Raw genomic sequence first — 15074 nt, forward strand, 5'->3', positions numbered from 1 at the left:
GGGCGCCGCCGGGGTCAGCGCACCGAGTCGACCAGCGCCTCCAACCGGATGCGGACCTCCCGCACGTCCGCCGGAGTGAGGGCGTGCACCCGTTCGCCCGCGCCGCCCCGCTCCGCGTGATCCAGGTAGCGGCCGTCGGGGGCGGCGTTGTCGAACCAGCGCACCACCGCCGAACGCCGCCGCGCACCGCGCGGATCGCGCGCGGACGCGGCGAACTGTCCCGCCCGCAGGTGCGGGCCGGAACCGATGCTCCGGTACTGCTCGACCAGCCGGTCGCCGCTGCTGCCGCGCACCGGCGCCACGTGCTGCAGGAACCCGGTGGCGAGCTCCTCCGGGCCGGACCGCAGCGAGCTCTCCGGAACCCGCACCCGGCCGCGGGTACCGGGCGGCGCGGGCGGCAGCGTCGCCAGCAGCACCTCCGACAGCGCCGCCCGCTGGTGCAGCTCCACGGTCAGCGCCCCGCCGTACCGCGCGCCCTCCCCCGGTTCCTGCACGCCGAGCACCACCCGATCGCGGCCGGTGAGCGCGGCCACCGAGCGCCACGCGGCCTCACCGCCGAACTCCGGGCACCACAACGAGTCGACCCACAGCTGCGGCCCCGCGAGCACCCGCAGCGCCTCGGCCAGCTCCGCCGGTGCGTCGTCGTCCACCAGGAGCCCGGCCCGGTGCATCGCGGGGGCCTCACGGCGCGCCAGCTCGCGAAGCTGCCGCCGCGTGCGCCCGTACGCCGGGGCCTCCAGCGGTAGCGCGAGATCATCCACCGCCAGGTAACGGCGCAACAAGTACAGGTGCAGCGGGTGCAACCGCCACCGACCCACCAGCGCCATCCGGTTCCCCTCTGAGCACGATCCTCGAACACTCCCACCCGTCCACCGACCGCCGTCCTGTCCGCGGCGAAGCCGCCGACCAGGTGCGCGGCCCGGCCGCCCGCGGATTCGCAGCGGCGTTCTCGCGAGTCCGGCCTTCGCTCACCGGTGACGAGGCCGCCACCCCGTGGCGACGAGAGCGGGCGTTCACTCGCCGAAGACCGGTGGGGCGGTCTTCGGCATTCCTTCCATCCAGACGTCGTCCTGCTCCTCCAGCCAGCCGGGCCGCTCGTGCTCGTAGTCCTCGCCGCCTTCGCCGCGGCGGGCCGCGCCCGCTCCCCCGGCACCACCGCGCGCACCGCTGGTGGCGGCGGCCGGGCCGCCTGCCGGGATGCCGCGGGCGCCCGCGCCGGAACCTGCTCCGACGCCGGCCCGTCCGCCGGGGCCGGGCTGGTTGCCGGTGCCGCCCGCGCGGGTGCCGGGAGTTCCGCCGCCGGGTCTGCCGCCCGGGCCGCCGGTGTTCCGGCCGCCTGCGCCGGGTCCGCCGAGCGCGGAAGCGCCGGCACCACGACCACCGCCGCGGCCCCCGGGGCCGCCGGGAAGTCCGCCGCCGGGCAGCGCGCCCCGCCACCGGTCCTGACCGGCCCGGTCCCGCTGCCCGCCGGGCGGTACTCGTTCCGGGGTGCCGTCGGGGCGCTGGTCCGGCACCCACGACGGATCGGAGCCGGCCGGGCCGTCCGGGCTCCCGGTGCCGGGCCGGTCGGCTCCGCCGCCGCGGTCGTGGCCGGGCCGTTCAGCACCGGGACTTCCGCCGCTTCGGCAGCGGCGCCCCGTCCAGGCCCGGGTACACCGGGACCGTCCGGTCCACGTCGTCGTAGGTCGGGGTGAGGACGCGCTGCATCGTCTCCTGCGCGGCGCGTTCCGCTTCCTGCCGTTCCCGCATCTGCGCGAGCGCGTCCACGCCGCCGCCGACGAATCCGCCGGGAATGCCTGCGGCGAGGGTGCGGCCGATGCTGTAGTCCTGCGGTGCGGGCACCATCGCCTTCACCTGGCCGGCGGCCGAACCGGCCTGCTCGACCTTGTTCCCGGTCAACTGGAACGCCCGGCCGCCGTCGGACATCCACTGCACGAGCGGTTCGGCGGAGGCGGTGGCGACGTCGGCCGCTTCGCCCTCCCAGCCGCCCGCGATGGCGCCGCTAGCCTCGCGGTGCAGGTCCGGGCCGATCTCGGCGAGAGCGGTGCCGATGCGCCGCCACGCTTCCGCGACCTCCTGCGCCTTCGCCGGGTCCAGGGAGCGCTCGTTCGTCTCGTACAGCTCGTGGTGGCTGTAGGACTGCCAGTTCTCCTGCTCGGTGATCGACGGCGGGTCGAACTCGCCACCCGCGTGCAGCTGTTCGTTGCGGTCGGCCAGCACGTCGCGCCGCCGCTCGCCGGAGCGCTCGGCCACCTCCGCGCGTTCCCGCGCCTCGCGTTGCGCCGTCGTCTCGTAGCCCAGCCAGGACGCCCCGGCGTCGTGCGCCGTCTCCGCGACGCGCTCCGCCCACTCCCCGAATCCCATTCATCCCCCCGGTTCGCAGCCGCCCACCGGTGTCGCCGGCGGGGGCTGCACGTGTGCGCCGGCGATCAGCGCGGGCTCTTCGCCGCGATCAGCTCGGCCACCAGCCAGGACTCGGCGCACTCGTCGCGACCTTCGTCGTCGGTCTCCTGGGCCGTCACGGTGATCACGCCACCCCCGGCGTCGAACATCGTGGAGCAGATCCGCGCTGAGGCCGAGCCTCGGACGACCGTGATCGCGGCCGGTCTGCCGTCGAGCTCGCTTCGTTCGAACCGCCACCAGACGTCCCGCTCGCCGTAGCGTTCGACGGTCATCTCCTGGTTCTTGTAGAAGCTGTACCCGAACGGATCTCCGTCGAAGTCGCAGCCCGGTTCCGCCGCGATGTCGTTGTTCGGATAGCCGGGCGGCCGACCACCACGTGCGGCGAGTTCCTGTTCCGTGAGCATCGTGCAGGGATCGACCTTCGCCAACCCGACGGTCCGCACCGGTTCCTCCACAGCGGACTCGCCGTCGGCTCGGGAATCCAGCGCACATCCGGAAACGGATGCCAGCATCCCGACCGCGAGCAGCGCCAACCCTGCCTTGCGCGGGATCGCGTTCATCCCTCACCTCGCATCAGATCTTGCGCGATCGCGTCGTCGGTCGCCGTGTAATCCTTGGCGGCCTGCCGGAAGAGCTCGGCCTTCTCCTTCAACTCATCGCTCAATCTCCCGAGCAGTGCGACTGCTCCGGACGAACCGTCATCGGCTTTGGCTTCGAATTTTCGGGATAGCTGGACAGCCGAGTGGTATTCCCCGAGCCCTTGCACCTTGAGCAGCAGATCGGTGTTTCGGCTGAGCCGCTGCACTCTCCGCTGCGCCTTCTCATAAGCCTGCGCCGCCTTCTCCGCCGCTTCCGGATCGATCTTGAGCCGACCGGACGCCACTTGCGCGCGGAGCTGCTCGTTCTGGGCCGAGATTCCGGCCAGCTGCGCGGAAACGGCCTCCAGCGAGCCACCACCGCCTCGCGCCGGCCCTGCACCGTCGGTCACTTCGCCTCCTCGCTCCGATCTGATCGGATGGGGAAACGTTATCGATCCGGCCGGTCAATTCGGTCTAATTAAATGGCCGTCACGCGTTTTTCCACCTGAAAGTCGGACAGCGGCCACGGAGCGTGCTCGGCAAAGTTGCCGAAGATGATATTCCTGTTGTCTTATTCCGCGATCACTCGAATTCCAGGCGTGCGCACGACCACATCGCGAGGGAAATCCGCGATCGGACGGATTCGCTCTTCCCAATGGTCGACCGCCATTAGAGTGATCACCGCACCCGGATGGCCGTCATCGACTCCACCTTCGCCGGACAACGGCGAACCCGCCGAACGACCTGTCCCGGCGAAGGCACGCCCGGCACCGCCGCACCCGACCCCATCACGGCGCCACCCCGGCAGCCGGGCGATCACGCCACGGTCGGCAGATCCGGGCTCGTCACGTCGTAGACCTGCCCGGAGCGGGTCAGCAGCGGCACCAGGATCGCGGCCTTCCGGTCCGCGGCCGTGCTCTCGCCCCAGTGCACCTGCCTGCCCCCCGCCAGCACCAGGAACAGGTTCTGCGGCCGTTCGGCGCGGACCTCGGTGACCTGCGCCCGCAGGTCGGCGGGCAGCGCGGTGAGCGCGATCATCGCGGTCCGCACGCCGTCGGCCCGGTCGTCGCCGAGCCGCAGCTGGGCGAGCCCGGCGGGCGGGTGGGGCACGGTGCGGAACGGCACGCCCGCCGCGTCGATCAACCGCACCCCGCTCTCACCAGGTCCGTCGGCGGGCACGTAGGCCACGGCGACGCGTTCGGTGATCTCCAGCCGCACCGTGGAGGGCCACTGCAGGTGGACTTCCGAATCGGCGATCTCCGGGACCGCGCCCAGCCGGGACCGGATGGCCTCGGAGTCGACCTGCAGCATCGGGTTGCCGAGCTCGACGCCCGCCGTGTCCAGCACGGTCCGCTCCGGCACGGCGGCGAGCCCGTCGACCTGCACGGACCGCACGCCGAGGATCGGGCTGTAGTAGAGGGCGAGCACCAGGACGGTCACCACGGACATCGCCACCGGCAGCAGCCAGCGGCGCGGGGATCGCTGGATCCCGCCGCGCACCGGCCGGCCGCGAGTGCTGCGCACCCCCGGCCGGTTCGACGACCGCCCTGCCGCGCTCACTCCGCCGCACCTCCGGTACCCGCGGCCCGTTCGAGCTCTCCGAGGATCTCCGGCCCGAGCATGGTGACGTCACCGGCGCCCATGGTGAGCACCAGGTCCCCCGGCGCGGCGAGCCCGGCCACGAGCGGTGCCGCGTCGGTCAGCGACGGCTCGAAGCGCACCCGGTCCGCCGATCCCGGGATCTGGTCGGCGATGAGCGCCCCGGTGACGCCGGGCTGCGGGTCCTCCCGCGCGCCGTAGACGTCGAGCACCACGATCTCGTCGGCGAGCCCCAGCGCGGTGGCGAATTCGGCGGCGAACGCGGCCGTGCGGGAGAACAGGTGCGGCTGGAACACCACGATGAGCCTGCCGTCGCCGACCACCGGCCGGGCCGCGCGCAGCTGCGCGTCGACCTCGGTGGGGTGGTGGGCGTAGTCGTCGTAGACGAGCACCCCGCCGGCCTGGCCCTTGAACTCGAAGCGGCGGCGCACGCCGCCGAACGCGGCGAGCCCGTCGAGCAGTTCGTCCAGCGGTGCCCCGAGTTCCAGCCCGGCGAGCAGCGCGGCGACGGCGTTGCCCGCCATGTGCTCGCCCGGCACCGAGACCTGCACGTCGATCCGCTGCCCGTCGAGCTCGACGACGGCGACACCGGCCCCGTGCTCGGGCCGGTAGTCGACGATGCGCGCGTCGCCGGGCCCGCCCGCGGTGTGCCCGTAGCGGCGGACGCGGAGCCCGCCGGCGGCGGCCTGCCCGGCGAGCCGGGCGGATCCGGGGTCGTCGGCGTTGACGATGAGCACGCCGCCGGGCTCGATGCGGCGGACGAACTCGTCGAAGACCTCGGTGTAAGCCTCGGGGGTGCCGTGGTGGTCGAGGTGGTCGGGTTCGACGTTGGTGACGACGGCGACCGAGGGCGCGAACACGAGGAACGATCCGTCGCTCTCGTCGGCCTCGGCGACGAACACGCCGCCCTCGCCGTGGTGCGCGTTGGCGCCGGACTCGTTGAGGTCGCCGCCGATGGCGAACGACGGGTCGAGCCGGCAGTGCTGCAGCGCGACGGTGAGCATCGAGGTCGTCGAGGTCTTGCCGTGCGTGCCCGCGACGCAGGCGACCCGGTGCTCGGCCATGAGCGCGGCGAGCGCTTCGGCGCGGCGCAGCACGGCGATGCCGCGGCGCTGGGCCTCGACGAGTTCCGGGTTGTCCGGCCGGATCGCGGTGGACACCACGATGGCGGTGGGATCCTGGTCGAGCTGGTCGAGGTTCTCGCCGCGGTGCCCGAGCGCGACGTGCGCGCCTTGGGCGCGCAGGGCGAGCACGGTGCGGGAGTCGCGGGCATCGGAACCGGAGACCTGCCGGTCGCGGGCGAGCAGGATGCGGGCGATGCCGCTCATGCCCGCGCCGCCGATGCCGACGAGGTGGACGCGGGACAGCAGGTCGTCGGTGCCGCTGCGTTCCGCGGTCTGCGCTTCGGTCACCGGCCCGCCACCTCCAGCACGATCCGGGCCAGCACCTGGTCGGCTTCCCGGTGTCCGGTTCCCAGCGTGGCACGGCTCATCATGTGCAGCCGTTGCGGGTCGCGGCCGAGGGGCAGGACCTCGTTGATGACCTTGTCCGGCGTCATGTCCTCGTCGGCGACGAGCAGGGCACCGCCCGCGGAGACGACGGGCTGCGCGTTGAGGGCCTGCTCGCCGTTGCCGTGCGGCAGCGGGACGAACACGGCGGGCAGCCCGACGGCGGACACCTCGGCGACGGTCATGGCGCCGGAGCGGCAGACCACGAGGTCGGCGGCGGCGTAGGCGAGGTCCATCCGCTCCAGGTACGGCACCGCGTTGTAGACGGGGGCGCCGGGGACCTGCTGCACGGCGAGGGTGTTCTTCGGCCCGTGCGCGTGCAGCACGCCGATGCCCGCGCGCCCGAGCGCCTGCGCGGCCCCGGAGAACGCGGTGTTGAGCGTCTGGGCGCCTTGCGATCCGCCGAACACGAGGATGGTCGGCGCGTGCGGGTGCAGCCCGAAGAACTGCCGGGCCTGCATGCGCAGCGCGGCGCGGTCGAGGCTGGTGATGGATTCGCGCAGCGGGATGCCGATGGGCCGGGCCCCGGCGAGCCCGCTGTCGGGGGTGGCGGCGAGGACGCGCTCGGCGAACCGGGCGCCGACCTTGTTCGCCATGCCCGCCCGGGCGTTGGCCTCGTGCACGACGATGGGGGTGCGCCCGCGCGCGGCGAGGTAGGCGGGCAGCGACACGTAGCCGCCGAACCCGACGACGACGTCGGCTTGGACGCGTTCGAGCACGTCCTTGGTCTTGCGCACCGAGTCGCGCACCTTCAGCGGCAGCCGCAGCAGTTCGGTGCTGGGCTTGCGCGGCATCGGCACCGGCGGCACCAGTTCCAGCGGGTAGCCGCGTGCGGGCACCAGCCGGTTCTCCAGTCCGCGTTCGGTGCCGAGCGCGGTGATGCGCGCGTCCGGGCGCATCCTGCGTACGGCGTCGGCCAGGGCGAGGGCCGGCTCGATGTGTCCGGCGGTGCCGCCGCCTGCGACGACGACCGACAGGCCGCGCCGGGCGGGGTGTCCGGGGGCCGGGTGCTGCCCGCTCAACGGTGTCCTCCTCGTGTCTGTGCCCGGGATCCGGTCTTGCCGCGGGCCGCGGTGCGGTTCCGCGCGTCCGGTGATCCCCGGCGGGTCGGCTGGGCCCCTGCGCTGCGCGCTCCGGGGCGGCTGGTGGGCGCGGTGCGCGCCGGGCGGCGTTTCGCCGGTGGGCGGTAGGGCTCGGGCGTGGACAGGCGCAGCAGCTTCCCGACGCGGCCCGGCCCCAGCGACCGTAGCGCGGCGATCGCTTCCGGCTCGTGCCGGGCGAAGTTCGCCAGCAGCCCGAACACCAGCATGCTGGTCACCACGGACGAGCCGCCGGAGGAGATCAGCGGCAGCGGCAGCCCGGTGATGGGCAGCAGGCCGACGACGTAGCCGACGTTGATCGCGGCCTGCCCGACGAGCCAGGCGGTGAGGGTCGCGGAGACGAGCCTGATCCACGGGTCGGTGTTGCGGGCGGCGATGCGCATCCCGACGTAGGCGGTGGTGCCGAACAGGACGAGCACGATGACGCAGCCGACGAACCCGAGCTCCTCGCCGATGACGGCGAAGATGAAGTCGTTGTGCGCGTTGGGCAGGTACTGCCACTTCGACCAGCCCTGGCCGAGCCCGCGGCCGAACAGCCCGCCGTCGGCGAGCGCGAACAGCGCCTGCCGGGCGTGGTAGCCGCGGCCGGTGGGATCGGAGGCGGGGTCGAGGAACGTGGTGATCCGGTCCATCCGGTACTGCGCGACCATCGCGAGGACGACGGCGGCGGTGATGGCGCCGAGCACGGAGACGCCGAACAACCGCAGCGGCGCCCCGGCGAACCACATCAGGGCGAGCAGCACGATGAACAGCGTGATGGTGGAGCCGAGGTCGGGCTGCAGCATGACGAGCGCGAACATCAGCATCGCCGCGGGCACCACGGGCACCAGCAGGTGCCGGTACTGGGCGAGCAGCCCGCGCTTGGTGACGAGCACGTGCGCGCCCCACAGCGCGAAGGAGATCTTGGCGAACTCGACGGGCTGGAAGGAGATCCCGCCGAGCACGAACCAGCTCTGCGCGCCGTTGCGGACGCTGCCCAGCGGAGTGAGCACGAGCAGGAGCAGCAGCAGGCAGCCGCCGAAGACGGTGAGGCTGTGCTTGCGCATCTGCCGCACCGGCAGCCGCAGCGCCCCGTAGAACAGCACGAGTCCGGCGCCGCAGTAGATGACCTGCCGGATGAAGATGTCGTAGGAGGACCCGGCGCTGGTGAACGAGTCCACGCTGGACGCCGACAGCACCATGACGAGCCCGAACACGGTGAGCAGGCCGAACACGGCGAGCAGCAGGTGGAACGAGGCGAGCGGCCGGGTGAGCCACGCGGTCAGCGGGGTCGTGATGGCCGCGAGCCCGGTGGGCTTGCGGGTGCGGCGGGGCCGGCGCGCGGTCGCTGCGAAGGTGGTCACCGCGATCACCCGCCGGTGGTGGGGGCGGTGGCGGGCAGCGCCCGCACGGCGTCGGCGAAGGCCCGCCCCCGGTGCGCGTAGTCGGTGAACATGTCCATGGACGCGGCGGCGGGGGCGAGCAGCACCGCGGTGCCGGGTGTGGCGTGCGCGGCGGCCCTGGTGACGGCCTGGGACATGCCCGCATCGTCCCCCGCCGAGACCTGCTCGACGGGCACGTGCGGGGCGTGTCGGGCGAGCGCTTCGGCGAACGCGGCGCGGTCGCGGCCGATGAGCACGACGGCGGCGAGGCGCCCGGCGTTGCGCGCGACGAGTTCGTCGACGTCGGCGCCCTTGAGCAGGCCGCCCGCGATCCACACGACGCGTTCGTGGGCGCGCAGCGCGGCGTCGGCGGCGTGCGGGTTGGTGGCCTTGGAGTCGTCGACCCAGGTGGTGCCGCCGGTTTCGGCGACGACGACGGAGCGGTGCGCGCCGGGTTCGAACGCGCGCAGGCCACGGGCGACGGCGTCGGCGGGGACGCCGTGGGCGCGGGCGAGCGCGGCGGCGGCGAGCGCGTTGGCGAGGTTGTGCGGCCCGCCGGGGTGCACGTCGGCGACGTCGGCGAGCACGTCCCCGGCGGGGTCGTCGGCGAAGGCCCGGTCGAGCAGGGTGCCGTCGGCGATGCCGAGCTGGCCGGGTCCGGGCTCGCCGAGGGTGAAGGACACGGGCCTGCCCGCGCCGGTGGAGAGCCGGGTGGACCACTCGTCGTCGGCGTTGTGCACCGCGACGACGTTGCCCGCGTACACCTTGGCCTTCGCGGCGCCGTAGGCGTCGAGGGTGCCGTGCCAGTCGAGGTGGTCGTCGGCGAGGTTGAGCACGACCCCGGCCTGCGCGGCCAGCGATCGGGACCAGTGCAGCTGGAAGCTGGACAGCTCGACGGCGAGCACCCGGTGCCCGGCACGCACCGCGTCGACGACGGGCAGCCCGACGTTCCCGCAGGCGACGACGTCGAGCCCGGCGGCGCGCAGCACCGATTCGAGCATGGTGACGGTGGTGGTCTTGCCGTTGGTGCCGGTGACGGCGAGCCAGTCGGCGGGTTCGGGCCGCGCCCGGTCGAGCCACCAGGCGAATTCGACCTCGCCGATGATCTCGATGCCCGCGGTGGCGGCGGCGGCCAGCAGCGGCGTGCCGGGCCGCCAGCCGGGACTGGTGACGACGAGGTCGGTCCCGGCGGGCGGTTCGAGCAGTCCGGGCAGGAGCCGACCGCCGCCGGCGCGGACGGAGTCGAGTGCGGCGAGCCGTTCTTCGGACGCGTCGGTGACGGTGACTTCGGCACCGGCCGCCAGCAGCGCTTCGGCGGCCGAGCGGCCGGACACCCCGGCACCCGCGACCAGCACCCGCCGGTCCCGCAACGTTCGGGTCACCGCACTCTCCTCTCCTGCCGGCGGCGTGGCCGCCGGGATCGTCAGCCGCCGTAGAGGCTGAGCCAGTCCGCGTAGAACAGCCCGACGCCGAACAGGCAGCTGATCCCGGCCAGCACCCAGAATCTGATGATCACCGTGGTTTCCGCCCACCCGGCGAGTTCGAAGTGGTGGTGGAACGGTGCCATCCGGAAGAGCCTGCGCCGGGTGCTGCGGAACACGACGATCTGCAGCACGACGGAGAGGGCTTCGACGACGAACAGCCCGCCGATGATGATCATCAGCAGTTCGGTGCGGGTGACCATGCTCAGCCCGGCGACGAGACCGCCCAGCGCGAGCGAACCGGTGTCGCCCATGAAGATCTTCGCGGGTGCCGCGTTCCACCACAGGAACCCGATGCACGCCGACATGGCGGCCGCGGCGACGATCGCGATGTCCAGCGGGTCGCGGACCGTGTAGCAGGCGGGCCCGCTGCCGCCCCCGCCCGTGCAGTCGTAGCGCAGCTGCCAGAACGAGATCAGCACGTAGGTGGCCAGCACCATCGCCGCGGTACCGCCCGCGAGCCCGTCCATGCCGTCGGTGAAGTTGACCGCGTTGGACCAGCCGCTGATCGCCACGTACGCGAAGATCACGAACCCGATGGCGCCGAACGACACGATGCTGATGTCGCGGATGAACGACAGGTGCTCGGAAGCGGGGGTGATGCCGTTGTCGTCGGGGAACCGCATCGCGAGGATCGCGAACAGCACGGCGGCGACCAGCTGCCCGACGAGCTTCGCGGTCTTGTTCAGGCCGAGGTTGCGCTGCTTGCGGATCTTGATGAAGTCGTCGAGGAAGCCGACGATGCCCAGCGCGGTGGTGAGCCCCAGCACCAGCAGGCCGGAGACCGTGGGGCCTTCCTCCGCGACGGTGAGGTGGGTGATCAGGTACCCGGCCCACATGGCGACGAGGATCGCCATGCCGCCCATGGTGGGCGTGCCGCGCTTGGCGGCGTGCGACTTCTGCACCTCTTCGCGGATCTCCTGGCCGAAGCCCTGCTTGGAGAAGATCCGTATCAGGTACGGGGTGAACAGGATGGAGATGACCAGCGCCACCGCTGCGGCGACGAGGATGCTCTTCACGCTTGACCCCCGGCTCGCTCGGTGGCGGATCGATCGGTGACCTGCTCGGTCAGCTGTTCGGCGACGCGCCACAGCGCGGCGACCTTGGACGCCTTGGCGAGCACGACGTCACCGGGACGCAGCTCGTCGCGCAGCAGCGCGACGGCGGCATCGACATCCGGCACCAGAACCGACTCCTCTCCCCATGACCCTTCCAGCGAGGCACCCTGGTGCATCGCCCGTGCCTGGTCACCGACCACCACGAGGCGGTCGATGTTGAGCCGGACGGCGAGCCGCCCGATCTCGTCGTGCGCGGCGACCTCGGCATCGCCGAGTTCGCCCATGACTCCGAGCACCGCCCAGGCGCGGCCCGGTTTGCCCCTGGTCATCGACGCGAGCGTCTTGAGCGCCGCGCGCACCGATTCGGGGTTGGCGTTGTAGGCGTCGTTGATGACGGTGACGCCGCCGAGGGTCTCGGTGACCTCCATGCGCCGGGCGGAGACGCGCCGCACCGAGCCGAGCCGCGCGGCGGCCTCCTCGACGCTCGCGCCGAGCTCCACGGCGATGGCGGCGGCGGTGAGCGCGTTGCCGACGTGGTGCTCGCCGTGCAGCGGCAGCTTCACCCGGGCGGAGCCGGTGGCGGTGACGAGGGTGAACTCGGCGCGCGCCTGCTCGTCGAGCTCGATGTCCTCGGCGCGCACGTCGGCGGCCGGGCTCTGCCCGACCCGGACCACGCGGGCCCGGGTGCGCTCGGCCATCGCGGCGACCAGCGGGTCGTCGGCGTTGAGCACGGCGACCCCGCCGTCGGCGGCGGCGGGCAGCGCTTCGACGAGTTCGCCCTTGGTCTGCGCGACGGCCTCCTGCGAGCCGAACTCGCCGAGGTGCGCGCTGCCGACGTTGAGCACGGCGCCGATCCGCGGCGGGGCGACCTCGCAGAGCGCGGCGATGTGGCCGCGACCGCGGGCGGAGAGCTCCAGCACGAGGTGCCGGGTGTGCTCGTCGGCGCGCAGCGCGGTCCACGGATGCCCGAGCTCGTTGTTGAACGACCCGGGCGGCGCCACGGTCGGGCCCGCCGGTTCGAGGACCTGCGCGATGAGGTCCTTGGTCGAGGTCTTGCCGGACGAACCGGTGACCCCGATGACGGCGAGCTCGGGCAGCCGGTCCACCACCGCGCGCGCCAGCCGCGCGAGGGCGGCGAGCACTGCGGCGCCGCTGCCGTCGACGTCCCCGGCGAGGGCCATGGCCCGGCTCGGGTGGTGTTCGGACAGCTCCGGAACGATCACGGTCGGGATCGGTCCGTCGGCGGTGGGCACTTCGCGCGCGGCGAGCACGCCGGCGGCTCCGTCCGCGACGGCGCGAGCGGCGAAGTCGTGCCCGTCGACGCGCTCGCCAGGGACCGCGACGAACAACCCGCCCGGCCCGATCTTGCGCGAGTCGAATTCGACGGAACCGGTCACGAACTCGGTGCCGTCCGCGTGGTGGAGCCTGCCGCCGACCGCTTCCGCGATGTCAGCCAGGCTGAGCCGGATCACCTTGCCTCCTCGTTGCCGCCCCGGCCACCGGCCGGGGGCGCGGGTTCCCCCGTGTTCTGCGTTCCCCCACTGCCGTCCCCGATCCGGGCGCTGCCGGTGTCGAGCCTGCGCCGCAGCGCCGCCGCCACCTCGTCCCGGTCCGAGAACGGGTGCACGACCCCGGCCACCTCCTGGCCGGTCTCGTGCCCCTTGCCGGCGATCACGACGACGTCCCCGGCCCGGGCTCGGTGCACCGCTTCGGCGATGGCTTCGCGCCGGTCGCCCGCTTCGACGACCTCGCCGCGTTCGCCCTCGGGCACCTCCAGCGCCCCGGCGAGCATGGCGGCGCGGATGTCGGTGGCGTTCTCGCTGCGCGGGTTGTCGTCGGTGACCACCAGCAGGTCGGAGCGGCGCGCGGCCGCCTCGCCCATCAGCGGCCGCTTCGCCACGTCCCGGTCACCGCCGCAGCCGAGCACGACGAGCACCCGGCCGCCCCCGTTGATGACCTGGGCGCGGGCCGCGTCGAGCACCGCGGAGACGGCGCCGGGCTTGTGCGAGTAGTCCACCACGGCGGTGAAGTCCTGCCCGAGGGCGACCCGCTCCATCCGGCCGGGCACGTCCACTTCGGCCAGTCCGCGTTCGATCGCGTCGGCGGGGATCCCGGCGGCGGTGAGCACTCCGGCGGCCAGCAGCGCGTTGGCGATGTTGAACGGCCCCGGCAGCCGCAGCCGCACGTCCAGCGTCCGGTCCGGACCGTGCGCGCGGAAGCGCTGCTCGCCGGTCGGGAACGTCTCGACGTCGGTGGCGGTCCAGCTCGCGTCGCCGGTGGTGGACGCGGTGATCGTGTCCTCGGTGACCAGCCGCCGGCCCCACTCGCCGTCGACGCACACCACTTCGCGTTCGGAGCGGCCGTCGAACAGCAGCGCCTTCGCCTGGAAGTAGTCCTCCAGGTCGCGGTGGAAGTCGAGGTGGTCCTGCGAGAGGTTGGTGAACGCGCCGACGGCGAACCGGGTGCCACCGACGCGGCCGAGCGCGAGGGCGTGGCTGGAGACCTCCATCGGCACGTGCGTGACGCCGTGCTCGACCATGACGGCCAGCAGCGCCTGCAGATCGGGCGCCTCGGGCGTGGTGAAGGCGCTGTCGAGGCGTTCCCCGGCGATGCGGGTCTCGACGGTGCCGACCAGCCCGGTGGTGTGCCCGGCGGCCCGCAGCGCGGACTCCAGCAGGTAGCTGGTGGTGGTCTTCCCGGACGTGCCGGTGACGCCGAGGATGGTGAGCTTCTGCGACGGGTCGCCGTAGATGCGGGCGGCGGCGGAGCCGAGCACGCCGCGCGGGTCATCGTGCACCAGCAGCGCCACTTCCCCGGCCCGCACCCGCGGGTGGTCGAGCAGCGCGACGCGGTCCACGCCGGCCTGGTCGGTGAGCACGGCGGTGGCGCCGGCGGTGAGGGCGTCGGCGGCGAAGTCGGCTCCGTGCACCCGGGTTCCCGGGAGGGCGGCGAACAGATCGCCGGGACGCACGTGCTGAGCTCGCAGGGTCGCTCCGGTCACCACCCCTTCACCAGGGGTGTGACCAGGGATGTCGATGACCCGCGCACCGATCGTCCCGGCGAGCTGGTGGATCTGCACCGGCTCGACCAGAGCGGGTCGAGGCGGGGCTGTCGCGAGCGCGGAAGGCACGTCGCGCAAGGCTACCGGTACCACTTGACGGGTCATGCTCATGGTCACCTCTGCACACACCGCGTTTTCGGACTGGGCCGTTCGGAGCACACCGCGCAGCGGCCCGGCGTCCAGTAGAACGCCTCGCGCGCGAGCGCGTCGGCCCGCGTCCGGCGTCCGGGACCGGTGCCCGCGCGGGTGGCCCCGGTCGCGTGGAACCGCCGTCCGGATGGCGCCGAGGAATCGCGCAGAACCGGGTCCGCGCACCCCGCGCCGGTTTCTCCCGGGCCTCCCCGGGGCTCGGCGCGATCCGGCCCGGCGGCGCGGAGACACCGACCCGGGAACGGTCGACCAGGCTCCCTGACCAGCGACGGACCCGGGTTCGGCCGGTCCGCGGCCGTTCCGCGCGACGCCGATCGTGCCGCCTGGAAAATGCGGTCCGGCCCCGGGAGCGCGAGCACCTACTTGCGGCCGGGGCCGTTCGCTGGCGAGCACTGGTCCGTCTCGTGCAACTTCCGCCGGATCGTGGTGCGCACCGGCGGACGTCGTTTAGCGTTCCTACTGCCAGGTCGGTGATTCCGCGGATTTCGGCGGATCGGTGGAAGAACGACTCGGGCGGGGGACGGCTGCGGCCGTGAGCACCGCCGGAGCGGCGACGCAGCGGGTGCCGTCGCCTTCGGTTCTCGACGATCCAACCGGGTCCTGCGGCCCGCGCATCCCGGTCTGAGCCGTCCGGACGTGCACGGGCCGTGGCGCGAGCGGCCCCGGCGGCCCCGGGGCGCCCCCCCCCCCGCGCCCCGCCCCCCCCCGGCCCCCCCGCCACGGGATGCGGCGGTGCAGCACGAACGCGCCGGCCGCGGCGGAGGCCACCAGGGCG

Annotated in this window: 13 protein-coding genes; all 13 read right to left on the minus strand. The window is 73.6% G+C overall.

Annotated elements, in window-relative coordinates:
* Positions 1 to 14: 14 nt before the first annotated feature.
* The 13 genes from LCD35_RS15865 to LCD35_RS15925 all read right to left on the minus strand — a co-directional run bounded on the left by LCD35_RS15865 (position 15) and on the right by LCD35_RS15925 (position 14254).
* Complete coding sequence (locus LCD35_RS15865) at positions 15 to 827, minus strand: ESX secretion-associated protein EspG (RefSeq protein ID WP_225044398.1); 813 nt, start codon at positions 825 to 827, stop codon at positions 15 to 17.
* A 186-nt stretch (positions 828 to 1013) separates the two neighbouring features.
* On the minus strand, positions 1014 to 1514 hold the full coding sequence (locus LCD35_RS15870; protein ID WP_225044401.1) for a hypothetical protein: 501 nt from the start codon (positions 1512 to 1514) through the stop codon (positions 1014 to 1016).
* A gap of 85 nt (positions 1515 to 1599) precedes the next feature.
* Positions 1600 to 2364 carry a PPE domain-containing protein gene (locus LCD35_RS15875; RefSeq protein WP_225044399.1) on the minus strand — a complete coding sequence of 255 codons (765 nt, stop codon included), beginning with the start codon at positions 2362 to 2364 and terminating at the stop codon, positions 1600 to 1602.
* Between the two features lie 65 nt (positions 2365 to 2429).
* Positions 2430 to 2963 (minus strand): DUF3558 family protein, encoded by a 534-nt coding sequence (locus LCD35_RS15880; protein WP_224966943.1) that lies wholly within the window; start codon positions 2961 to 2963, stop codon positions 2430 to 2432.
* The gene (locus LCD35_RS15885; protein WP_224966942.1) at positions 2960 to 3391 is read right to left on the minus strand and encodes a hypothetical protein; all 432 of its coding nucleotides are present in this window, start codon (positions 3389 to 3391) and stop codon (positions 2960 to 2962) included. Before LCD35_RS15885 ends, LCD35_RS15880 begins: the two co-directional genes overlap by 4 nt.
* Before the next feature lie 406 nt (positions 3392 to 3797).
* Positions 3798 to 4541 (minus strand): FtsQ-type POTRA domain-containing protein, encoded by a 744-nt coding sequence (locus LCD35_RS15890; RefSeq protein WP_224959314.1) that lies wholly within the window; start codon positions 4539 to 4541, stop codon positions 3798 to 3800.
* Positions 4538 to 5992, minus strand: a complete 1455-nt coding sequence (gene murC, locus LCD35_RS15895) for a UDP-N-acetylmuramate--L-alanine ligase (protein WP_224966941.1) — start codon at positions 5990 to 5992, stop codon at positions 4538 to 4540. The genes LCD35_RS15890 and murC overlap by 4 nt, the downstream gene beginning before the upstream one ends.
* Entirely contained in the window at positions 5989 to 7110 is a 1122-nt protein-coding gene (murG, locus tag LCD35_RS15900; protein WP_224966940.1) for an undecaprenyldiphospho-muramoylpentapeptide beta-N-acetylglucosaminyltransferase, read from the minus strand. Before murG ends, murC begins: the two co-directional genes overlap by 4 nt.
* Positions 7107 to 8531: a putative lipid II flippase FtsW gene (gene ftsW / locus LCD35_RS15905; RefSeq protein ID WP_224966939.1), complete on the minus strand. Its 1425-nt coding sequence runs from the start codon at positions 8529 to 8531 to the stop codon at positions 7107 to 7109. Before ftsW ends, murG begins: the two co-directional genes overlap by 4 nt.
* 5 nt (positions 8532 to 8536) lie before the next feature.
* Positions 8537 to 9931 carry a UDP-N-acetylmuramoyl-L-alanine--D-glutamate ligase gene (gene murD / locus LCD35_RS15910; protein ID WP_224959308.1) on the minus strand — a complete coding sequence of 465 codons (1395 nt, stop codon included), beginning with the start codon at positions 9929 to 9931 and terminating at the stop codon, positions 8537 to 8539.
* A 41-nt stretch (positions 9932 to 9972) separates the two neighbouring features.
* The gene (mraY, locus tag LCD35_RS15915; protein ID WP_224959306.1) at positions 9973 to 11049 is read right to left on the minus strand and encodes a phospho-N-acetylmuramoyl-pentapeptide-transferase; all 1077 of its coding nucleotides are present in this window, start codon (positions 11047 to 11049) and stop codon (positions 9973 to 9975) included.
* On the minus strand, positions 11046 to 12560 hold the full coding sequence (murF, locus tag LCD35_RS15920) for a UDP-N-acetylmuramoyl-tripeptide--D-alanyl-D-alanine ligase (protein WP_225044400.1): 1515 nt from the start codon (positions 12558 to 12560) through the stop codon (positions 11046 to 11048). Before murF ends, mraY begins: the two co-directional genes overlap by 4 nt.
* Entirely contained in the window at positions 12557 to 14254 is a 1698-nt protein-coding gene (locus tag LCD35_RS15925) for a UDP-N-acetylmuramoyl-L-alanyl-D-glutamate--2,6-diaminopimelate ligase (protein ID WP_255615027.1), read from the minus strand. Before LCD35_RS15925 ends, murF begins: the two co-directional genes overlap by 4 nt.
* Positions 14255 to 15074 lie beyond the last annotated feature (820 nt).

This window comes from Saccharopolyspora sp. 6V (assembly GCF_020176785.1).
In the GTDB taxonomy this organism is placed as follows: domain Bacteria; phylum Actinomycetota; class Actinomycetes; order Mycobacteriales; family Pseudonocardiaceae; genus Saccharopolyspora_C; species Saccharopolyspora_C gregorii.

Bases quoted from the DNA above. Each gene is read 5' to 3' on its own strand.
- LCD35_RS15865 (WP_225044398.1), bottom strand. From the start codon at position 827: ATGGCGCTGGTGGGTCGGTGGCGGTTGCACCCGCTGCACCTGTACTTG.
- LCD35_RS15925 (WP_255615027.1), bottom strand. From the start codon at position 14,254: ATGACCCGTCAAGTGGTACCGGTAGCCTTGCGCGACGTGCCTTCCGCG.
- LCD35_RS15880 (WP_224966943.1), bottom strand. From the start codon at position 2,963: ATGAACGCGATCCCGCGCAAGGCAGGGTTGGCGCTGCTCGCGGTCGGG.
- LCD35_RS15875 (WP_225044399.1), bottom strand. From the start codon at position 2,364: ATGGGATTCGGGGAGTGGGCGGAGCGCGTCGCGGAGACGGCGCACGAC.